Origin of the sequence: Desulfobotulus mexicanus (assembly GCF_006175995.1) — a bacterium.
Lineage (GTDB): Bacteria > Desulfobacterota > Desulfobacteria > Desulfobacterales > ASO4-4 > Desulfobotulus > Desulfobotulus mexicanus.
Genome location: NZ_VDMB01000018.1, coordinates 1 through 22522, shown reverse-complemented (window position 1 = coordinate 22522; position 22522 = coordinate 1). Strand labels below are relative to the sequence as shown.

18 protein-coding genes are annotated in these 22522 nt (G+C 52.3%); 17 read left to right on the top strand and 1 reads right to left on the bottom strand.

Annotated features, from left to right (window positions below; all coding sequences use genetic code 11):
* Positions 1–6 precede the first annotated feature (6 nt).
* From FIM25_RS12690 to FIM25_RS12660, 7 genes are all read left to right on the top strand, one after another.
* On the top strand, positions 7–2325 hold the full coding sequence (locus FIM25_RS12690; protein ID WP_139449911.1) for a xanthine dehydrogenase family protein molybdopterin-binding subunit: 2319 nt from the start codon (positions 7–9) through the stop codon (positions 2323–2325).
* Positions 2326–2554: 229 nt separating this feature from the next.
* Positions 2555–2794: a hypothetical protein gene (locus FIM25_RS12685; RefSeq protein WP_139449909.1), complete on the top strand. Its 240-nt coding sequence runs from the start codon at positions 2555–2557 to the stop codon at positions 2792–2794.
* A 104-nt stretch (positions 2795–2898) separates the two neighbouring features.
* Entirely contained in the window at positions 2899–3399 is a 501-nt protein-coding gene (locus FIM25_RS12680) for a (2Fe-2S)-binding protein (RefSeq protein WP_139449906.1), read from the top strand.
* Entirely contained in the window at positions 3396–4259 is an 864-nt protein-coding gene (locus FIM25_RS12675) for an FAD binding domain-containing protein (RefSeq protein WP_139449903.1), read from the top strand. The genes FIM25_RS12680 and FIM25_RS12675 overlap by 4 nt, the downstream gene beginning before the upstream one ends.
* The gene (locus FIM25_RS12670; RefSeq protein ID WP_139449901.1) at positions 4256–5257 is read left to right on the top strand and encodes an XdhC family protein; all 1002 of its coding nucleotides are present in this window, start codon (positions 4256–4258) and stop codon (positions 5255–5257) included. Before FIM25_RS12675 ends, FIM25_RS12670 begins: the two co-directional genes overlap by 4 nt.
* Positions 5254–5922: a nucleotidyltransferase family protein gene (locus FIM25_RS12665; protein ID WP_139449899.1), complete on the top strand. Its 669-nt coding sequence runs from the start codon at positions 5254–5256 to the stop codon at positions 5920–5922. The genes FIM25_RS12670 and FIM25_RS12665 overlap by 4 nt, the downstream gene beginning before the upstream one ends.
* Positions 5923–5933: 11 nt before the next feature.
* Positions 5934–6920 (top strand): GNAT family N-acetyltransferase, encoded by a 987-nt coding sequence (locus FIM25_RS12660; protein ID WP_139449897.1) that lies wholly within the window; start codon positions 5934–5936, stop codon positions 6918–6920.
* 14 nt (positions 6921–6934) lie between these two features.
* Here the strand turns inward: FIM25_RS12660 and FIM25_RS12655 are convergent, their stop codons facing one another.
* Positions 6935–8131, bottom strand: a complete 1197-nt coding sequence (locus FIM25_RS12655) for an MFS transporter (protein WP_139449895.1) — start codon at positions 8129–8131, stop codon at positions 6935–6937.
* A 345-nt stretch (positions 8132–8476) separates the two neighbouring features.
* Between FIM25_RS12655 and FIM25_RS12650 the strand changes: the two genes are divergently transcribed.
* From FIM25_RS12650 to FIM25_RS12605, 10 genes are all read left to right on the top strand, one after another.
* Complete coding sequence (locus tag FIM25_RS12650) at positions 8477–9709, top strand: molybdopterin molybdotransferase MoeA (protein ID WP_139449893.1); 1233 nt, start codon at positions 8477–8479, stop codon at positions 9707–9709.
* 25 nt (positions 9710–9734) lie between these two features.
* Positions 9735–11666, top strand: a complete 1932-nt coding sequence (locus FIM25_RS12645; protein WP_246052184.1) for a molybdopterin biosynthesis protein — start codon at positions 9735–9737, stop codon at positions 11664–11666.
* A gap of 520 nt (positions 11667–12186) precedes the next feature.
* Positions 12187–13560 carry a phosphomannomutase/phosphoglucomutase gene (locus tag FIM25_RS12640; RefSeq protein WP_139449889.1) on the top strand — a complete coding sequence of 458 codons (1374 nt, stop codon included), beginning with the start codon at positions 12187–12189 and terminating at the stop codon, positions 13558–13560.
* Between the two features lie 463 nt (positions 13561–14023).
* Positions 14024–14230: a cold shock domain-containing protein gene (locus tag FIM25_RS12635; protein ID WP_139449887.1), complete on the top strand. Its 207-nt coding sequence runs from the start codon at positions 14024–14026 to the stop codon at positions 14228–14230.
* Between the two features lie 321 nt (positions 14231–14551).
* A complete protein-coding gene (locus FIM25_RS12630; RefSeq protein WP_139449885.1) occupies positions 14552–16405 on the top strand; it encodes an ATP-dependent helicase in 1854 nt (617 codons plus the stop codon).
* 484 nt (positions 16406–16889) lie between these two features.
* A complete protein-coding gene (locus tag FIM25_RS12625; RefSeq protein WP_139449883.1) occupies positions 16890–17756 on the top strand; it encodes a transporter in 867 nt (288 codons plus the stop codon).
* A 303-nt stretch (positions 17757–18059) separates the two neighbouring features.
* The gene (locus FIM25_RS12620; protein WP_139449882.1) at positions 18060–18857 is read left to right on the top strand and encodes a 2-amino-3,7-dideoxy-D-threo-hept-6-ulosonate synthase; all 798 of its coding nucleotides are present in this window, start codon (positions 18060–18062) and stop codon (positions 18855–18857) included.
* Positions 18858–19157: 300 nt separating this feature from the next.
* Positions 19158–20147 carry an Lcl C-terminal domain-containing protein gene (locus FIM25_RS12615; RefSeq protein ID WP_139449880.1) on the top strand — a complete coding sequence of 330 codons (990 nt, stop codon included), beginning with the start codon at positions 19158–19160 and terminating at the stop codon, positions 20145–20147.
* Positions 20148–20167: 20 nt separating this feature from the next.
* Positions 20168–21628 (top strand): hypothetical protein, encoded by a 1461-nt coding sequence (locus tag FIM25_RS12610; protein ID WP_139449878.1) that lies wholly within the window; start codon positions 20168–20170, stop codon positions 21626–21628.
* A gap of 125 nt (positions 21629–21753) precedes the next feature.
* On the top strand, positions 21754–22522 hold a 769-nt coding region (locus FIM25_RS12605), incomplete at its 3' end, for a transposase (RefSeq protein ID WP_484068178.1).

Sequence of the window (22522 nt, the reverse complement as noted above, 5' to 3'; positions counted from 1 at the left end):
GAAACCATGCCCACCCAAATACCCGGCACAGCAACAGAATCCCCATCCCGCTCCCCCATGACGATCGGCCATCCCCTGCCCAGGGGCGATGCCAGAGCCAAAGCCTGCGGCAGAGAACCCTATGCGGCGGATCTTTTCCCAGAAAACCTGCTTCTGGCCCAAGCCCTGCGCTCGGGCCTTCCCTGCGGACGGCTTCTGGAACTGGAGCTGGAAGAAGCCCGGCAGATTCCAGGTATCGTGGCCATTCTCACGGCAAAGGACGTGCCGGGCTCCAACCGTCAGGGCATCATTCATAAGGACATGCCCGTTCTTGTGGAAGATCACATCCGCTACTGCGGCGATCCCCTGGCCCTCATCATTGCTGACAACAAAGAGGCCATCCGCAGCGCCATGGCATGTATCCGCATCCATACCGAACCCTCTCCCGGTGTCTTTGATCTGGATGAGGCCATGGCAGAAAATGCCCCTTTAGTGCACGAAGACAAACCGGGCAATATGCTGGCAAAAGCCACCATTCAAAAGGGGGAGCCGGATTTTGATGCCTGCGCCGCCGTGGTGGAAGGCTGGTTCGAAACCCCCGTGCAGGCCCATGGTTTTCTGGAAACGGAAGCCGGTACGGCCTGTCTGTTGGAAGACGGCACCCTCCGCATGGAGGTTTCCACCCAGTCACCCTTCAGGGATCGCTTTGAAATCAGCCACGCCTTAGGGATTCCCTTTATGCAGGTGCATATCCATGCCCCCTCCTTAGGCGGAGGTTTTGGCGGAAAAGACGGGGCCACCGTGCAATGCCTCCTCGGCCTTGCGGCCCTGCACTGTCCCGGCCGTTCCGTCAAAATGCTCTGGGAAAGGGAGGAAAGCTTTGTGGCAGGCTACAAGCGCCATGCCTGCCGCATGCACTACCGTCTGGGAGCGCTGGCCGATGGCAGCCTGCACAGCCTCCATGCAAGGCTCTGGTATGACACCGGCGCTTACGCCCATCTGGGACCGGAGGTCATGGAACTGGGCATGGAACACGCCGCAGGACCCTACCGCATTCCCCACACCCTCACCGAAGGCTTCTGCGTCCATACCCATACACCCACGGGCGGTGCCATGCGGGCCTTTGGGGTCTGTCAGGTAAGTTTTACCTTTGAGTCCATGATGGACATGCTGGCGGAGAAACTGGAGCAGGACCCCCTGGATCTGCGCCTTAGAAATGCCCTTCACCGGGGAGATACCAACGGCGCAGGTGTGCTGCTGGAATCCTCCACCAGCCTTGCCGCCTGCCTCGAAGGCATCCGGAACCATCCCCTTTGGCAAACCCGCAGGCAATGGCAGAAAGAAGCCCCGCCCTTTTGCATCCGGGGAACCGGCCTTGCCGCCGTCTTCAATGCCGCAGGTTACGGAGGCGGGGTGCGGGATGCGGCCATCGCCAAAATCGAGATGGACGTGAAAGGACACTTCATTGTCCACAATGCCGTAACGGACATGGGACAGGGCAACAGCAGCGCCTTTTTGCAGATTGCAGGCCACATCCTCCGCCAGAGTGCCGAGGCCCTCCGCGTGCGCCAACCCGATACCCGCAGCGCCTATCCTTCCGGTTCCTCCTCCGCAGGGCGCACCACCTACACCTTTGGAAAAGCCCTCATCAGCGCCTGCGAAGAGCTGGCAAGCCGCCTCATCAACCGGGCGGGGCTCATCCTCTTTCTTCACAATGATGAGGGTCTTGTGCTGGAACCGGGACGGGTGCGGCATGAACCCTCCGGACGCTCGGTTTCTCTGGAACAGCTCGCTTCCTTCATGAGCCTTGAGGAAAGGGTCTGCCTTGGCCAGTTCATCGCACCGGTGTGCCGGGATGTGCCGGATACGTCCAAGGGCTTTTTCATCGGCTTTCCCCATGTGATTTTTGGCTACGGTGCCCACCTTGCACGGGTGGAAGTGGATACCCTCACCGGCAGGGTACAGGTGAAGGACTATCTCGCCCTCACCGACGGCGGGGCCGTACTCAATCCATCCATGTTCGATCAGCAGGTGCAGGGCGGTGTGGCCCAGGGCATCGGCTATGCCCTGTACGAGGATTTCATCACAGAAAAAGGGGTTGTGAAGACCAAAGATTTTACCACCTATCTCATGCCGGGGAGTCTTGATCTACCGGACATCCTCTCCCTTGCCCCTCCTGTGGAGGAAGAGGAAAGCGGGCCCTTTGGCATGAAGGGCATCGGTGAGGTGGCCATGAACGGTCCCCTGCCCGCCATTGCCAACGCCCTGCGGGATGCGGGATGCAGGCGCATCCACAAAGCGCCCATCCTGGCCGAAGCCGTGCTGGGGAGTCTGGAAAACCGATGAGGGCTGCAAGCCACGGCAGCCCCCTGAATTTATGTGCGTTTATGCACGCCTACGCACTCTACACGCGCCTACACGCGCCTACACGCGGTTATGCAAGTAGAAAAAGGCACCGTGGAAAGCATTGCAACCCTGTGACACTGCCGGGCCGTATCATCAATCTCCATACATCCTGAAAGTTTCACATGGAAATCAGAAAAACCCATCCAGAAAATCTTAAGGAGGAACGACCATGAAACCCATTGCCTTCATACTTTACACCCTCACCTGTCTTGCTCTGGGAAGCCTGCTTTTTCAAAATAACAGCACTGCCGCCGGATATTGTTCCCAGAAATACTACGATGTGTATGAACTGGGAGCACCTTCCGGATACAAAGCCACTTTCGGTATATCCTTCAAGGAGGGCGTAACCAGAAAAGATGTGATCGTTGACTGGAAAAGCAATCAGAATTTTGTCGTATATATCAAATAGCAAAGTCTGGCCGCTGTCCTTTAAAAAAAGACCGGGAGCAATCCAGCCAGACCTTCCTTCCGGCAAACATAAGAGATAAAAACCATATTCCCGGAGATATTCCCATGTCAAAACCCCCTGAAAACGCTCCCATCTCCTTTTTTCTGAACGGCAGTCCCCTTTCCCTGTCCGTCGCCCCCGGCCGCAGGGTGGTGGATCTTCTCCGGGAAGACCTTCCACTCACAGGCACCAAGGAAGGCTGCGGAACCGGTGAATGCGGGGCCTGCACCCTCCTTGTGGATGGCCTTCCCATGCTCTCCTGCCTCATGCTGGCGGCCCAGCTGGAAGGCCGCAACATAGAAACCGTGGAAAGCCTTGAAAAAGATCCTGTGGGAGAAAAGCTCATCACCTCCTTTGAAGAAAAGGGAGCCGTGCAGTGTGGCTACTGCATTCCCGGTATGGAAATGACGGCTCTAGCCCTCCTGCGAAAGCATCCCGAAGCAGATCGGGAAGACATCCGCAAAGGCCTTTCGGGGAACCTCTGCCGCTGCACAGGGTATGTGAAAATCCTCGATGCCGTGGAAGATACGGCAAAAAACCTCACAGCCCCAAAGGAGATGCCATGAACCCCGTTCTCTTTCCCCGTACAAAGGAGATGCTCCTTTCCATGGTAAAGGCGTATCCCGAAGCCCGGTTCATGGCGGGCGGCACGGATCTTCTGGTGGCCCTGCGTCAGAAGCAAAAAGCCCTGCCCCCCCTCATCGGCCTTGAACGCATGGAGGGCATGGGAGATATCCTGAAAGAAGGAGAGGAGATCTCCATTGGAGCCGCCTGCACCCTAAAGGAAGTGGCAAGCCATCCCCTGACCCGCCAGCACCTGCCCCTGCTCTGTCAGGGGGCCGCATCCGTGGGCGGGCCTGCCCTCCGAAACATGGCCACCCTCGGGGGCAATCTCTGCACAGCATCTCCTGCAGGCGATACCCTGCCCGCCCTCTTCCTGCTCGACGCCCGGCTGGATCTTCTTTCGGAAACGGGTCTGCACACCCTTTCCATGGAAGCCTTTATTACAGGTCCGGGCCGTACGGCACTGTTACCCGGTGAGCTTTTGCACCGCATCCGGATTCCCATCCCCCAAAACGCCCCCATCCAGCACTTTGAAAAGGTGGGCAACCGCAACGCCATGGCCATAGCCGTGGCAAGCCTTGCCGCCCTCATCCGCATGGAACAGGGCCTTGTGGCGGAAGCCCGTCTCGCCTGGGGCAGCGTGGGGCCGAAGGTCATCCGCTCTTCCGAAGCCGAAGCCGCCCTCGTGGGAAAACCCCTTCGGGAAGAAAGCCTCAAGGAAGCGGCCTTTTATGCCGGAAAAGCGGTGCAGCCCATCAGCGATATCCGGGCCAGTGCGGACTACAGAAAAACAGTGAGCGCCAGTCTCCTGCAAAGGCTGATCCTGTACCGGGATTCTGATTGCAGAGGAGAGCAGTCATGACGGCCATGGAAATTCTCAGTGCCTGCATGGAAATCCTTAAAGATAAAGCCCCCGCCTGCCTTGTGGCCGTCATCTCCCATACAGGCTCTGTGCCCGGCGATGAAAAAGCCCTCATGCTGGTGAAAGGGGATGGGAAAACACAGGGCAGTGTGGGCGGCGGCGCACTGGAAATGGAGGCCATGGCCCAGGCCAGACAAGCAATGGAAGAAGGAAAAGCCCGGCACATGGAAGCCCGTCTCACACCGGAGATGGCCGGAATGCCCTGCGGTGGCAGTGCTTCTCTCCTCCTTCTTCCCCTGAAAAAAGGGGCAGGCCCGGAGCTTTTTCTTCTTGAAAACCTTGTGAAGGATCTGGGGGAAAGGCGTGCCACAGGTTTTCAGGTTTCTTTTTCCCATGAAAGAAAAGAAGAGGTGGAAAAGAGATCCAAAGCTTTTCCCTGCCGTATCCGCATTCTGGAAGAAACGCGCTTCTCCATGGAAGAAAACACCCCTCCCTCATCGCTAAGTTTTTTCATCCGCCTTGAACCCCAGGCCAGCCTCCTGATCTTCGGAGCTGGTCACATCGCCCAGGCCCTCTGTCCCATGGCCCTTGCCGCAGGCTTTGACCCCGGCATCTTCGATGACCGCAAAGACTACCTCGAGGGCATCTCCTTTCCTGAAAATGTTCCCGTCCACAGTATCGAAAGTTTTGAGGGCTGCATGGAGGGGCTTTCCATTACGCCTTCCACCTGGATTCTCATTGCCACCTATGGCCACAGCCATGACCACGTTGTGCTGGAACAGGCCTTAAACACCCAGGCCCGCTACATCGGCATGGTGGGCAGCCGCCGCAAGCGTGAGGCCCTTTTTACCAAGCTTCGGGAGAAAGGTTTAGGGGATGAGGCTCTGGCCAGAGTACACTGCCCCGTGGGCCTTGCCATTGGAGCCCAGACACCGGGAGAAATTGCCGTAAGCATTCTCGGGGAAATGATTGCCATTCGCAGGAAGGGAAGCCTGTGAGGAAAAATACCCGCCCCCATCCCAAAAGAGACTGTGCGGTTCTTATCCTTGCCGCAGGAAAATCCAGCCGCATGGGCCAAGACAAGGCAGGGCTTCCCTTCGGAAACCGGACTGTCGTGGAACATCTCATTGGCCTCTACAAAAAGGCAGATATCCATGCCATCACCGTGATAAGCGGAGACAATACCCCTGCCTTGCAGGTGCTGAGCCTTGAAGCCCGCATCCTGCCCAATCCCGCAGCGGAAAGGGGGATGTTTTCTTCGGTGCAAAGGGGTCTTGAAACCCTTTCTCCGGAAACGCAGGCCTTTTTTGTCCATCCCGTGGATATTCCCTTAGTGTCCTGCCCCACCCTGCTGGCGCTGATGCATGCCATGGAAACCCATCCCCACAAAAAAACCTTCATCCCCGTTTTTCAGGGAGAAAGGGGCCACCCGCCCCTGCTCCGTGCGGAACTGGTCCCCGGCCTTCTTGCCTTTTCCGGCGAAGGCGGGCTCAGAAAATTTCTTGAAACAAGCGATGCCCTTGAAATCCCCTGCCCGGATGCGGGTATTCTAAAGGATATGGATACACCGGAAGCCTACCAGAGCCTCTGCCTTCTAGAGAGACTTTCCGGCTCCCCCTGTCCACCCTCCGGCAGATCCGCCCATCCATCCCCCACTCCATGAAAGGAAAAAACATGGATCTTCAGATTCGTCTCATGCAAAAAGATGATGCCCCCGGTGTTGTGGAGCTTTACCGGGCCGTGTATGGCGACCATTACCCCGTTGCCAGTGTTTATGATGCCGAAGCGATTTTTGCAGCCCAGGAAGCCGGGGATTTTTTTCGGGTGCTGGCCATCCTTGATGGCCGGGTGGTGGGGCAGACAGCCGTTTACCGCTCCGGCCCGCCCAACAGAGATCTCTACGAAGAGGGACAGGGCATTGTCCTGAAAGAGCTTCGCAATCAGGATATTCTGGGAAAAACCATGGGCCTTGCCCACAGCAGGATCTATCCGGAAAAGGGGCTGCACAATCTCTGGGGAGAAGGGGTCTGCAACCATGTTTTTACGCATAAAGCGGGAATCCGTCTGGGCTATATCTCCACAGGCATAGAAATTGATCTCATGCCGGCAGATGCCTATGACAAGGAAAAAAGCAGTTCCGGAAGGGTTTCGGCCCTGATCGGCTTTAAAATAAAGGATAACGAACACCGCAGGGTGCATCTCCATCCCGCCTATACCGACATCCTGCCCTCTTTCTATGAAGGCCTCACTCTTTCAAGGGATTTTGTTGCGACATCTTCTCCCCTGACGGATACAAAAAGCAGGGTCACGGAAAGCATCTATGCATCCGCAGGTATTGCCCGTTTCACCTTCCTTGAGCTGGGCGGAGATTTCGGGGATATCCTGAAAAAAAAGGAAAAAGAGGCTGTGGATCAGGGCTGCACCGTGATTCAGGTCTTTTTGGATCTCAGCAGGCCGGAGGTGGTTCCAGCCTTAGAGATTCTTCGCCATCAGGCCTATTTCCTTGGCGGTGCCCTGCCCTGCTGGTACGGAGAAGACGGCATTCTCATGCAGAAACTTCTCCATGAACCCAACATTGAAGGCATAAAGCTGTATGGAGAACGGGCGGAAAATATTCTGGCTGCCCTCTTAAAGGACAGGGAGGCCACCCGCAGGAGCTGAGATTGTCCTGACTTTCATGGGGCCGCCAGCCGCCGTATGGACCAGATCCAGAACATTCCCATGGCCGGAAGCAGGGCAAAAAGGGAAAAAAGACCGGCATAGGAGACGCCTGCTCCAAGGAGGACTCCTGCCAGAAGCGGCCCCATGAAAAAGCCTCCGTCCATGGCAAAAAGCATGAGATTGCTGTTCATCCCTTTGAGATGCACAGGGGAGATGTCAAACATGAAGGCATTGAGCTGGGGCATGAGAAAGCCGATGACCATGCCGTAGAAAAGGGCAAGACCCAAAACCAGGGCAGGCACTGTGGAAAGGGAAAAAAAGCAGAGACTGAAGGCCAGAAGACAGAGAAAAGAAAGCAGCATCCAGGCCCGGTTGATGCCGTCCATAAATTTTCCGCAAAAAATACGCACCAAAAGGGTGGCCACCGTTGTCAGGGTGAAAAAAAGCCCCGGATTGGAAGCCCCCAGACGTAAAAGGTGATCCTTCATGTAAAAAAAGACCATGGTGCTTGCCGTAAAAACCAGAAAGTTCACCCAGAGAAGGGGGAGAACGCCGGGATGCTTCAGGCCTGCAACCATATCCTGAAATCCCGGCTTTTTCATGGCTTCAGCGGGCAGACTCACCCATCGTTTCTTCAGACGGGAAGAAAGTGGAAGAAGAAGCAGGAGGGCTGCGAGAAAAAGGGGGGCACCCAGTACGTAAATCCTCACCTCACTTCCCGCCCAGGGCAGAAGCCTTTCCATCAGAGGCGGCAGCAGGGCATAGGGAAGAAGGGTCATGACCGTAAACACCCCAAAACCCTGACCGCTTCTTTTTTTGGGAATCAAAAGCACCAGCACATGAATCACTGCGGAAACCAGCAGCACAAAACCCAGACCATGGCAGATTCTCACCAGAACCAGATAGCGGATATCCTGAGCAAGGGCATATCCCCCAAGGGAAAGGGCCAGAATAACCAAGCCCAACCCCATGATTCTGATGCCGTTACGGGGAGAAATAAAAGTGCTGACAAGGGGCCTCAGGGCAAAGGCCGTAAAGGGCTCCAGACTGATCAGTACCCCGCGCCACACCGCAGGCACGCCCGCATGTTCCAGATAGGCATTGAAACCGTAAAACATGGAGATGTTGCAGAAGGCGAGAAAGGCAATGAAACTTAACAGGATAAATTCAAAGGAAAAAAGGGACTGTTCTGCGGACTGTGGACCTGACATGGAACCGACCTTTCAAAAAAACAGATGATTTAAAACACCATAACTTCTTCTGAACAACTTACATTTAGTTTTTTCAATTCAAATATTTAAAAATTAACACATTGTCTGTCTGTGCTCAAAATGATTCTGAATATGGCAACAAGTTACTCTATGACAAGACGCCTTAGCAGGGCGTAAGCTGCTTCTGACGAACTTAACAGGCTCCCCAGAACTTACCTTGACTTTTGCTGCCGGGTATAGAAAAAAATAAGGGTGTGCCTGCCGCATTAAAAATGCTTTATCCCGGTATCCACCCCCGAAAGCACCTTATATGCACTGCCATGTCCCTCTTTTCCGGAGATCCTTATGACCCATGCTTTCTTTTCCGTTATTTCATTAGATGATGCCCTCAAGCTCATACACCGCTTTCCCCGGATGCAGAAAGAAAAAATTCCCCTATGCAGATGTCTTCACCGCATTGCCGCAGAAGATATCTTTTCAGAGGAAACGGTCCCCCCCTTCAGCCGCTCCACCAGAGACGGATTCGCCCTAAGGGCAAAGGACAGCTTTGGTGCTTCTGAAAGTGCTTCTCCCCTTTTTATCATCAGAGGCAGGGTCAAAATGGGAGAAGCCCCGGACTTTTGCATTGGGCCGGGAGAAGCCGCCGCCATTGCCACAGGCGCCATGCTTCCGGAAGGTACGGACTCTGTAATAATGATAGAAGACACAAGCCCCGTAGACGAAGGCCTTGTGGAAGTGCACAGATCTGTGGCACCGGGTACCCATGTAATCCGGCAGGGCGATGATGCCCGTCCGGGACAAAGGCTTCTGCCCCATGGAAAAAGGCTCCGTCCCCAGGATCTGGGATTTCTGGCGGGAGCGGGCATCACAGAGATAGTGGTGTACAGACAGCCTGTCATTGCCATTTTGTCCACAGGCGATGAAATAAGGCCTCCGGAAAGCCCCCTTAAGCCCGGAGAAATCCGGGATATCAATACCCGGACCCTGTCAGCCATGGCTGAAGAGCAGGGAGCCATTGCTCTGGAAATGCCCATTGTAGCAGATGATGAAATGGCCCTGTACAAGGCCCTCTCTGAAGCCCTGAACCGGGCGGATATGGTGCTTGTGTCAGGGGGATCTTCCGTCGGCACCCTGGACTTTGCCCCCCGTGCCATTGCCAGACTTGAGAATACGGAAATTCTGGCCCATGGTCTGGCAGTCCGTCCGGGCAAGCCAACCCTGATTGCCCGGTGCGGAGAAAAACCCCTCATGGGACTTCCCGGACATGCGGCCTCTGCTGCCGTCATTTTTCAGATTCTAATCAAACCCCTGATCCGTCATATCACCGGCGAAGAAGGAATGAGGCCGGAAGAACGGCCCTTTTCCGCCCGCATCTCCCGCAACATGGCTTCGGTCATGGGCAGGGCGGATTATATAAGGGTTGCCATTGAGGAAGGAAACGAAGGGGCTGTGGCTGTACCCGTACCCGGTGAAGCAGGCCTGATAAGAACCCTTGTGGAAGCCTCAGGCCTTGTCTGTATCCCTAAAGATACCGAAGGCCTGCTAAAGGACAGCCCCGTCACCGTTTATCCCCTTTAAGACACACACCCAAGGAGCCACCATCATGTCCCGGCGAAATATCTACCTTTCCATGATTCCTTTGGAACAGGCCAGACAGCTTACCCTTGAAACCTTTGGCCAGATTACAAAAAAACATGAGAGTCTTCATGCATCAGAGGCCACAGGCCGGGTGCTGGCGGAAGCTGTTTTTGCTGCTGTCTCCTCCCCTCCCTTTCATGTGGCAGCCATGGACGGATATGCCATCCGGGCAGAAGAAACCTTCCATGCCTCGGAACAGAGTCCCGTATTCCTTCAGGAAGAAAAAAATGCCTTTCCCGTGAATACGGGGCAGGTTCTGCAGGAAGGCTGTGATGCCGTTGTCATGATCGAAAAGGTCACACCGGAAAAAACGGGGCTGCGCATTGAAGCTCCGGTCTTCCCATGGCAGCATGTCAGAAAAATCGGAGAAGACATTGTGGCAACGGAAATGCTCTTTCCCGCCACCCACGGGATCACCCCCTACTGCATCGGTGCCCTGCTCTCGGCCGGTGTGCGGCAGGTTCCGGTGCTGGCAGAACCCGGAGTTCTCATTCTGCCCACCGGCTCAGAACTGGTTGACGCCAAACGGGATCCTGCCCTCCTTAAACCCGGAGAGGTCATTGAATCCAACAGCCATGTACTGGGAAAACTCAGCGAAGCCTGCGGAGGCCGCTGGATTACGGCTCCCCCCATAAATGATGAGATTCACCTTCTGGCAAAATTCATTCAGGATGCAGCCAGCCGGAAAGATGTGGATATCATCCTCACCGTGGGCGGATCTTCGGCGGGTTCCCATGATTTTACCCGCCTCGCCTTAGAAGAGATCGGTGAAATTCTTTTCCATGGCATCACCATGATGCCGGGTAAACCAGTGGTGCTGGGCAAAGTGGCAGGAAAACCCGTATTCGGAATTCCCGGCTACCCCGTATCCGCCATCCTTGCCTTTGAAGAGCTGGTCAAACCCCTGATCCGCAGCATTCTGGGCCGCAGGGATATACCCAGACCCAGCTGTCCTGTTTTTTTATCAAAGGCCATTCCCTCAAAACTCGGCCTTGAAGAATTTGTCCGGGTAAGACTGGCGGAAGTATACGGACGCACTATAGCTGCCCCCCTTCCCAGGGGAGCCGGATGCATCACCTCCATCACAGAGGCCGATGCCATCCTCCGTATACCCGCCCACAGCGAAGGCATGGCCGCAGGTTCCGAAGCCATGGCTGAACTGCTGCGCCCCCTGGAAGAAATCCACAACACCCTCCTTGTAACGGGCAGCCATGACAATGCCCTGGATCTGCTTGCCAATGAACTGAAACCCATGGGCATCCGCCTTTCATCCAGCCACGTGGGCAGCATGGGCGGTCTCCTTGCCATCCGCAGCAGAAGCTGCCACATGGCAGGCTCCCATCTGCTGGACCCGGAAGACGGCAGCTATAACCAGAATGCCATCCGCCGGGTACTGCCGGATATTCCCGTATGCCGCCTTCATCTTGCCGTCCGAATTCAGGGTTTTATTGTGGCAAAGGGCAACCCCCATGAAATCCTTGGTGTACAGGATCTTACAAGGACTGAAATCCGCTTCATCAACCGCCAGCCCGGCTCCGGCACCCGCATTCTGCTGGACTATGAACTGCAGAAAAACTGTATTGCTACCCACACCATCCGGGGCTATGACAATGAGGAAACCACTCACATGGCCGTTGCTGCGGCAATTCTTGGGGGCAGTGCCGATGCAGGACTCGGTATTGCCGCCGCTGCCGGAGCCTTAGGCCTTGACTTTGTGCCCCTTACCCCTGAAACCTATGAACTTATCTTTCCTGCGGAACTGGAAAAAACACCCCGGATACAGGCTGTGATAAAAATTCTTTCCTCGGAAGAATTTAAACTCTCCCTTGAAAAGCTCGGAGGCTATGACACTAAAAAAACGGGTACCATCATCCGCCCTGAAAACAGCCAAAGTTGAAACCCTTGATTTTTCTGACGGGAAAAGGCAAAAAGCAACAGAAATATCTTATTTAAAGATAAAAATGATTCCCCATCCCTGTCTGCAGGAAACAGATAAAAAAGAATGGTAATTAATCAGCACAATTTTCCTTTGGTAAATCGAATACCTTTAATCAGGTGCATAGACAACCGGACCATTTGTTCGTGACGCAATCTTATTCTTAGAGCTTCTTGCCCTGCACGGAAGCGGCAAAAACTCGCCGTCACAGGCAGGATAAGCTTTTTGATTACCATGGCAAGCTTAAGCACGCTGCCTTTGTGGCGGCTCAGACAGTTTGCCGCTTCTTTCGCACAGGCCTGCGAAGCTCTGACCCGAAACGATTGCAATGTCACTCACAAACAGCCAGCTTGTCTCTTACTGGAACCAAGACCTTGAAATTAAAGCACAATATTTCCTAGAAAAATGTGCTGAACAGTTACAAAAGAATGCAGATAAGGAATAACGGATTTCCACATTCAAAAAAACATAAGGAGCAGACATGAACCCCGGTATTTTCAGGGAATACGATATCAGAGGCATTGCAGAAAAAGATTTCAACGTGGATGATGTCAAAGACATAGGCAGAGCCATGGGAACCCACATGACCGCCCATGCCTGCAAAACCATTGCAGTGGGTCGGGACTGCCGCAGCACCTCCGATACCTATCAGCAGGCTCTGGTCGAGGGCCTTATTTCCACAGGTATAAATGTGGTGGAAATAGGTATCTGCCCCACACCCGTACTTTACTTTGCCACCCACCACCTTAAAACCGATGCGGGCATCATTGTTACAGCCAGCCATAACCCTCCTGAATACAATGGCTTTAAAACCACCATGGCCGGAGCTTCCCTTTTTGGTGAAGAATTGCAGACCATCCGAAAAATCACCACAGAAAAAGCCTTTTCCGTGGCAGATACACCGGGAGAAATTTCAGCCAAAGATCCCATCCCCGCTTATCTGGAACGAATCCGGACGGATATTCAGATCAAAAAGCCCATGAAGGTTGTTGTGGATGCGGGCAATGGCACAGGCGGAGTGGTGGCCCTACCCCTCCTTAAAGCTCTGGAATGCGAGGTCATCCCCCTTTTCTGTGATATGGACGGTTCTTTCCCCAACCATGAAGCCGACCCCACCATTGCCGAAAACCTTGCGGATCTTATCCGTACAGTAAAGGAAACGGGCGCAGATGTGGGCATCGGTTATGACGGAGATGCGGACCGTATTGGTGTGGTGGGGCCGGATGGCCGTATTTTCCATGGAGATCAGCTCATGATTCTCTTTTCAAGGGAAATCATCAAAACCAGCCCCGGTGCCACCTTCATTTCAGAAGTCAAATGTTCCCAAACCCTGTACGATGACATTGCAGCAAAAGGTGGCAAGCCCATCATGTGGCGTACCGGTCACTCTCTGATCAAACAGAAAATGAAGGAAACCGGTGCCGTTCTTGCAGGGGAAATGAGCGGACACATGTTCTTCGCAGATCGTTATTATGGCTACGATGATGCGATCTATGCCACATGCAGGCTTCTGGAAATCCTTTCCTCCACGGAAAAAAGCCTCAACGACCTTCTGGCCGATGTGCCTGAAACCTTCAACACCCCTGAAATCCGTGTGGACTGCGAAGATGAGATAAAGTTTGACATTGTCCGGGCCATCACCGCCCACTATCAAAAAACCCACAAGGTGATTGATATAGACGGTGCAAGAGTGCTCTTCGATGAAGGCTGGGGCCTTGTGCGGGCATCCAACACACAGCCTGCCCTTGTACTGCGCTTTGAAGGAAACAGCCCTGAAGCCAGAGACTCCATAAGGGAGGAGATGGAAAAACAGGTCCATGCCGTCTCCGCTGCGCTTCAGTCAAAAAGTGCATAAAGACTGACTACATCAGAAATAACAAGGTACAGGCATTGCTGCACAACATAAAAGAACACAGACAGCCTTGCCTGTTCCATCTGTTTTAGTTTTAAAAAACTATAAAAATACCTGAGAAGTCCTTGCATTTCTGGTGCGTTGCATGGTAAAAAAATTGAACTTATAATATTTCAGAAAAAGTACAGCTTTAAAAAAATTTGAGTTTCACATACATTCTGGATCATCAGACATGCTTTTTCTGAAGGTATAATGCCCGGGAAGACAACAATCCAGCACTTCAGCACAACAGACGGTATCCATGGCTTTAACTGCACACAGACTTTAAGATTTTTCTCCATGGACTTCCTTTCCATACGGCATTTGCAAATAAAACGGAACGTCCACGACGAACCGATATGAGGCCGGCAGGCAATGTCAAATATTTATATTATCTGCCACAACCGTGTTCAAAGGAGGAAGTGTTTTGGAAAAGTCTGAAGGTACCGTCAAGTGGTTCAGCGACAAAAAGGGTTATGGGTTTATCGAAAAGGACACCGGAGGAGACATTTTTGTACATCATTCTTCCATTATGATGCAGGGCTTCCGGACCCTGGCAGAGGGTGAACGTGTAGACTTTGAGATTGAACAGAATGACCGGGGGGCTGCCGCCAAAAACGTTTCCAAGGTCTGAACAATCTAAAAAATCTTCCAACAAAGAGGGAGAGGACAGCCATCCAGGCCTGTCCCCCCTCTTTTTTTGTTTATGCTCTGCACGGCCAGTTCTGAAACACCGGCCACCATTAAAACATAAGGCAAAAAAAGCCATTTTAGAACTTTTCTGGTTTTCACATGCCACCAGACTGAGCATTCAGAGTATAATTCCCCGGCTGCTGCCTTGTCAGAAAAGCCTGCTACTGTTACCATAACTTCCTTTTTCGGGGCCTGATCCTGTACTCTCCCCCGGCAACCCGAAGCCACCAACTTTTATAAAGACTTATAAGGATTTATTTTCATGGATCTTTCCAAGGCCCAGCAGGATGCTATCGTACACATGGATACCCCTGCCCTTGTCATTGCCGGAGCCGGTTCCGGCAAAACCCGCACACTCACCGCCAAAATAGCCCATCTGCTGAAAAATGGTTTTTCTCCGGATCACATACTTGCCATAACCTTTACCAATAAAGCTGCCGAAGAAATGAAAACCAGACTTGTGCAGCAGACAGGCCTTTCTTCAGACAGCTTCCCCTGGGTCCGCACCTATCATTCCGCCTGCCTGCAGATTCTCAAAAAACATGCAAACAGAGTCGGATATACATCGCCTATACAGATCCTTGCCGGATACCAGCAGCAGAAAACCCTACAGGAAATAACAGTCCGGCTGAACATAGACAAAAAAGAAACATCACGGCTTCAATATAAAATATCCATGGCCAAAAACCACGGGAATCCTGAAGAATTTATCCAGACCCTGCCAGAAATTGAAAGGGTACAGACCTTAGAAGTTTACCGGCAGTATGAGAAAACCCTTAAAACCATCAATGCCGTGGATTTTGATAATATTCTTCTCAAAGTACGGGACATGCTACGGGATGAAAAGGATATCCGGGACCATTACAGGGAACTTTTCCGGTTTATTCTTGTGGATGAGTATCAGGACTCCAACAATCTTCAGGAAGAACTTACAAGGCTTCTTCTGGGGCACGGCAACCTCTTCTGTGTCGGAGATGACTGGCAGGCTGTCTACGGATTCCGGGGCAGCAATGTGAACCACTTCCTGCGTTTTCAGAAAACCTATCCTGAGTCAAAGCTTTTCAGACTGGAAGAAAATTACAGAAGTGCCGATGAAATTGTGCAGGCTGCAGGTGCCCTGATAAAAAACAACCCCCGTCGCATGGAGAAGCGCTGCTATTCTGAAAAATTCGGCGGTAGCGTTGAACTTTATTATTTTTACAATGAAAACGAAGAAGCCAAGTGGACGGGAAGAAAAATTGCAAAACTTGTCCAGAGCGGCGTGCCCCTTGACCGTATTGCCGTCATCTACCGGACCAAATTCTGCTCCCTTGCCTTTGAAAAAATATTCCGGGCCATGAACATTCCCTACCGCATGCTGGGCTCCAAGGGCTTTTTTGAACGCATGGAAATACTAGACATCAACGCCTACCTGACAGCATCGGCCTTTTCAAAGGATGATGCCAGCTTTGAACGTATCCTCAACACGCCCAAGCGGGGAATCGGGCCTGCCATGGTCAAAAAAATGCAGCAGGTCCGCTCTTCAGGAGACAGCCTGCAGGATGCGGCCCGGCACATGCTGGGAAAACGCATGCTCAGCCCCAAGATCCACAGCGCTCTGGAAAACCTTATTGGCGTACTGGACAGCATACGGGAGATGACCCCGGACACTGCCATACGGGAAGTGCTGTCCAAAACAGGGTATCTGGATTATCTGGAACAGCTTTCCAAGGCTGACAAAGGAGATTTCACAGCCCGGCAGGAAAACATCGATGAACTGATCTACACCGCAGGCCAGAAGGAAAACCTTATTGCCTATCTGGAAGAAGCAGCCCTTGTGAGGGAAGACAAGCAGGAAGATGAAGAAAAAGGACGCGGAGTCAACCTTGCCACGGTCCATGCCAGCAAAGGCCTGGAGTTCCATTCCGTATTTGTTGTGGCCTGCGAAGAAGAGCTTTTCCCCCACTGGAAGTCCATGCAGTCGGCTACGGAGCTGGAGGAAGAAAGGCGGCTCATGTATGTGGCCATGACAAGGGCGGAACGCTGCCTTTTTCTCTCGGCTTCGGAATTCAGAAGGGGCAGACCCTCGGAAGCCAGCCGTTTTCTTGGGGAAGTGCAGGATGCCATTACCCTTTGAGTCCGGCTGAAATAAAAAACCATGGGTAGCGCCATGTCCCTTCTGACCATGCCCCGCAGCCCGAGGATGCCTTTTGGTTCTCTGGCTGAGGGTCTTGTCATGTATTTTGTGAATATTTCTTCAGTCTTTCCCATGCCAAGTATTTTCCTTACAATCAGCCTCATCCTCATGCCAATATGTTTTCGCATTAAGAAAAAATCTAATTTTTCAGCACAATTTTAAAGGTATGATTCCTATAAGACAGATGCAAAGGCACCCAGGCAATTTCCCGTGACGCAACCTTATTCGGAAACTGCTGAAATTACAGCACCTGCCCAAAATGAATAACTTCTCATTTTTTTCTGGCTTTTTTAAAAACACACACGTATATTGTCACCCATCTCGATATTATTTTTTTAGCCAACAACAACAAAACACTGTTCTCCCTGACTAACAAAGACCATCAACAAGCGCCTGAATCTAAAAACAACGAAAGGAAACCCCCATGAACAAATCTTCTTTCTTTGCAACCCGCCACCTGCCCTTTCTTTTATTACTGACCCTGAGCCTTTGTCTGCCTGCGGCATCCATGGCAGGAGGGGATGCAAGGGGGTATATTGCCGCACCGGACGGCACCACAGGGATACTGGTCTATTCCCGCCACAGAACAGGTAACGAGGTCTATCAAAAAGGAAAAAAACTCACCAGTGATGCCAACTTTGACCTCAATCTTCAGATCATCCGCCCCGTTTACTACAAAGAAATTGCCGGGATTACCACTTCCGCACAGGCTCTTTTCCCCTTTGGCAACCTTCAAATAGGCGACGATTCCGCCTCGGGGCTTTTCGATCCCACCTTCATTCTGGGCGTATGGCCTGTGAACAACCGGGAAAAACAGCTCTGGATAGCCGTAGCCCAGTGGATCAAAGCACCCTTTGGCGACTATGACGCAAACAGAAACATTAACCTCGGTGATAACCGATGGGCCTTTAAAACCGAAGCCTCCATTACAAAAGGCTTCGGACCGCTCTATTTTGATCTGGTTCCCAGTATCGAGTTTTATACGGATAACAGCAATGATCGTGGACAAAAAAGAGCCCAGGATCCTCTTTTCCTCCTTGCCTCACACGTATCCTATGATCTGACCTCCTCTTTCATGATGGCCTTGAGCCATTACTACAGAAAGGGCGGAGAAATTGAACGCGACGGCATAAAGCAGGATAATGAAATCGAGACCCATGCCATGCAGCTCACCCTTGGTTTCCGGCTGGCACCCAAACATCAGCTTCTCACCCAGTACAGACGGGATCTTGAGGTTGAAAACGGCCTTCTTACCCACCAGTTCGGCCTTCGCTACTTCTACGTTTTTTAAAAGCATTGCGTTCATGCAGGGCAAAGACCAGACACAATCCCTTGCTGCCATGCATCAATACTTGACAAAGATTTCTTTTTATCCGATAAGTTGTCCATGAATATGAATGCTTTCCATACCTTCTTTTTTTACTTTAAGAACTTTTTTGGCGGCTTTACCTGCGCCTGGGGTTCTTGTGAAGGTGGAATGGCCTAAAAAAAAGCATCCATCCCGAAACTTTCAAGGACCGCAGGCATCAAGCTGGCGGTCCTTTTTTTATTCCGGTTCCGCCAGCCTGCCGCCCCCCACCAAAAGGAGCAGACCATGCAGCTTGGCAAACAGGTTCGACTGGAACGGATTTTCGACCGTAACACAAAAAAAACCATTATTGTTCCCATGGACCACGGAGTCACCGTCGGCCCCATACCCGGAATGATAGACTTAAGAGGGGCTGTGGACAAGGTCGCAGAGGGCGGTGCCAATGCCGTTCTCATGCACAAGGGCCTTCCCCGCCGTACCCACAGGGGCCATGGCCGGGACATCGGCCTCATCCTCCACCTTTCCGCAAGCACAAGTCTTTCTCCCTTTTCCAACACCAAAACCCTTGTGGCCACAGTTGAAGACGGCCTCCGCTTAGGGGCCGATGCCGTATCCGTCCATGTCAATGTGGGAGATGAAAACGAAAGGGCCATGCTCAGAGACTTCGGTGAAGTCAGCACAAGGGCCAATGAATGGGGCATGCCCGTTCTTGCCATGGTCTATGCCAGGGGCCCCCGCATTGCCGATGAAAACCATGTGGATGTGGTCAAGCACTGTGCACGCTTAGGGGAAGAACTGGGCGCAGACGTAGTGAAGGTGGCCTATACGGGCAGCCCGGAAACCTTCCGTCAGGTGGTGGACGGATGCTGTATACCCGTGGTTATTGCCGGAGGCCCGAAAATGGAAAATGATGCCCAGATCTTGCAGATGGCCTTTGATGCCATGCAGGCAGGAGCTGCGGGCCTTTCCCTTGGAAGAAACGTATTCCAGCACGAAAACCCCACGGCCCTGCTCCGCGCCCTCCACGGCATAGTCAATGAAGGTATGGAAGCGCAAATGGCTATGGAACGCTATCTGAACTGAATCTCCCCGGCCTGCCCCTCCTGAATCAAAAAAAGGACTGGCGGGCCGCACAGGATCTTCCCCCTTCGCCATTCCTCAGGGCACCGGTGTACCCACCCGGCGTCCTGACAGGCCGCCAGCAATAAAAACCGCCCCCCTCCTGAGATCTGCAAACAATACCTCAACAAAGAAGGCATCTGATGCAGGTATTTATTGAACAATATGTCTGAATGCTGATATGAATAATCTAAATACCTTTTTCACCTGCAGCATGGCCTGCCCTCCACAATCAGCAGCGCAACAGTACAAAGGAGATTTTCCATGCCAGATTCATCTCCACCTATCCATCATGGCTGGCAGCCTGCCGCCATCCTCCTGTTTCTGATATTTTTAATTTTTCCAGCTTCCAGAAGTGTTGCAGGCCCCCTTGAACCCCCTCAGAGTCCGGAAGAAACCGTTTCCTACACCCTTCAGGATCTGTATGATCGCCTGAACACAGGCGCCGACAATCCTCCAACTCAGGGATTCACAGAGCCTGCATCCGGTCCATCTTCAGACAACTTCAAAGATATCAATACAATTATGAACAAAGCACCAGCTACGGACACCAATAATGGTGCAGCAGCGGGCAATGTGCTTCAGGGAAAAACCTTCTGGGGCCTGCTTCCCGGAGAATGGGGTACACAGACCGGCACCATGCCGGATCGCGGGACTCCGGCATGGACACCGGGCACAGAAGATCAGCCCCTTGGCCCCGGATACTACAGCGGAGGCACCATAACAGGAGATCCCAACCTGAAACCCGAAAACATAAGGGCCGGAGTGGTGATCTTCGGCATCACCGGCACCTACAGCGGCATCACATGGTCCAATACAGGCCCCGATGCCAATGGACGATGGCATGATAACGGGGATGGCACCGTGACTGACCTTCAGGGAGCAGACGGAACGGGTCAGGGACTTGTATGGCTAAAAAATGCATCCTGGGGTGGTCAGCACACCTGGGAAAACGCCCACCCACGGGCAGAAGCCTTATTCAGTGGTATTGGCGGAATGATTGACGGCTCAAAGGCCAGAGACTGGCGTCTGCCAAGCGCGGAAGAGCTTAACGCCATTTCCCAGGGAAACGATCCTGTTTCAGGCACAACACCCGGCCCCTTTACCGGGATACAATCCTCCTCCTACTGGTCCAGTGATGCAGTAAGCAATCTTACGGGAATGGAATGGGATGTTTATCTGGAATTCGGAGGGACAATCCGTGGTCATACGGAATTCTCGCACTCCGTATGGCCGGTACGAAACTCCCGGTAATCTTTTTTAAGGATACGGGCATGAAATCAAAAATCATCCTTCTCCATACTGCCATCTGCCTGCTTATAACCCTTGCATGTATGACCATACTTCCGGCAGATATTCATGCCGTGCAAAAACAGAAAATTAACACCCTGCACAGGTTTGCCTGGTCAGAAACTTCCGGCTGGATCAACTTCAGGACAGAATCCGGTACTGCAACTATATATAAAAATCATCTGGAAGGTTACATCTGGGGAGAAAATGTGGGCTGGATCCGGCTGGGTACCCATACGGGAGGCGGCTCCCACAGCTATCTCAACGACAGTGCAGCCACCTATGGCGTAAACCGTAGCGATAACAGGCTTTCAGGTTACGCCTGGGGTGAAAACATCGGCTGGATCAACTTCGGTCCCTTACAAGGTGGCGTCAGCATTGACCCTGCCACAGGAAACTTTACTGGTCTTGCATGGAGTGAAAGCATCGGATGGATAAGCCTTGCAGGCACAGCTCAGGACGGTACGGCCTACAGGGTCAAAACAGGCCAGACAGAATATACCGTAAGCACTTCCGCCGGAAAAGGCGGAAAAGCAGCCCCTTCGGAGCAGACAGTCTCCCACGGAGAATCCGCCCTTTTTAGCATTCTTGCAGATACCGGTTACACCATTGACACGGTGAATGGATGCGGGGGTACCCTGTCAGGGGCAACCTATACCACGGCAGGAATCACAGCGCCCTGCACGGTAAACGCCTTTTTTATGCCCCTTCCGGATATTCTTACAGTGGAATCAGGAACAACTTTTTTAAACAACTCTGAACAGGATGGCATCATCATTGAGGAAGGGGGGACGGTCCTTAACAACGGGATACTATCCAGCATGAACAATCAGGGGACAGTGAATGGTGGATCCGTCTCCGGCACCTCCTTCAACTCAGGCCTTCTGGCACAGTCAGAAATCATGGAAGGAAGCATTCTTCACAATGCAGGAGGTACTGTTTTCGGTGGAATCAACCGGGGCAGTCTTTTTGGAGGAAAAATTTCAGGCAATTATGAAAACAGGGGCCATTTATCCGGCACGGATGCCGACGGGCAAACCGGCCCCGACAACATCATGACCATCACACAGGGTGCCGAAGTACATGGCGGAGATATGGCAGGAGAACTCATCCTCATGGGCCTTCTCAGGGACCTGCGCTTTTCTGCGGAAACCATAATCTTCTTTCCCCACTGGTCTGAAGGCGGACCCGGCAGGCTGGCAGGGCAAATAATCTTTAAGGATTCCGAAGGGCTTGTCACAGAAATCCGGATTCCTGACCATGCCGTATTCCCTGACCCTGAAAGCATCACTGAATCCGGATTAAGGCTCAATCTTCAGAATCTGTCAGACTATGCCCAAGAAAAGGAATGGAATATCTCAGAAAGAAAAATAATGCAGGCAGAGGCTGAGGAATCCATTCCTCCCTTACCCCTAGAATACCATATAATCCTGAAAATCGGATAAAGCGTACATTCTAAGCCCAAAAAGCAAGAAAAAAGCACGGTTTAGTTGAAAAACCGTGCTTTTTTCTTGCTTTTTTTACGTGTGCGCATTATAGTTATGCGTACACTTTAAAGAAGGATTTACGCATGGCTAAACCAATAACAGGAAAAACTCACATCGGTGAACGACGTGAAAAGCGTGCGAATGGAGATATTTATATCTATGAAAGGGTTACGGCCTACGATGAAAAGGCCAAAAAGACCTATACGGTAAGCCAGAAGCTCAAGGGCAAAATCAAGCAAGGAACACAAGAAGTAGTAGTGACTCGTCCCAAAAAAAACAAAGGCGAAGGAGGTATTGCCGATGCAACCCGTCAGCATACCGGGCTAACGGACATCCTGGAATGGGTTGGCAAGGCTTCCGGAATTGATGATGATGTACGTGCTTCATTTAGTGAGGGTGATGCGGCAAAAATTCTATCTGTCGCACGCTACTGGATCGGTTCCGGTGGCAACACGCTGCCGCGCCTTGAGAGTTGGCAGGTGATGCACCCCCTTCCATATCGTGAAGCAATCTCTGAAGACGTTTATGGTAAGCTGTTTAAGGATGTAGGGCGCAATGAAGAAGGCGTTCAGTGCTATTTTTCTGCTCGGGCGGCACGCTTGGCAGAATCTCCTGTGCTGGCGTTTGATTCTACCACTGTTTCGACCTACTCTGAAAATCAATCGGAGACACGGCAGGGATTCAACAAAGATGGCGACGGACTGAATACGATCAAGCTTTTGACCTTGTATTCCGTGAAGGCTCGTGAACCCATAGCCTTCACTAAGCAGCCCGGTAATATTCCGGATGTTATCTCCATTGAAAACACTCTGACACAGCTCAAGTGTCTCAATCTGGAAAAACCTCTGATAA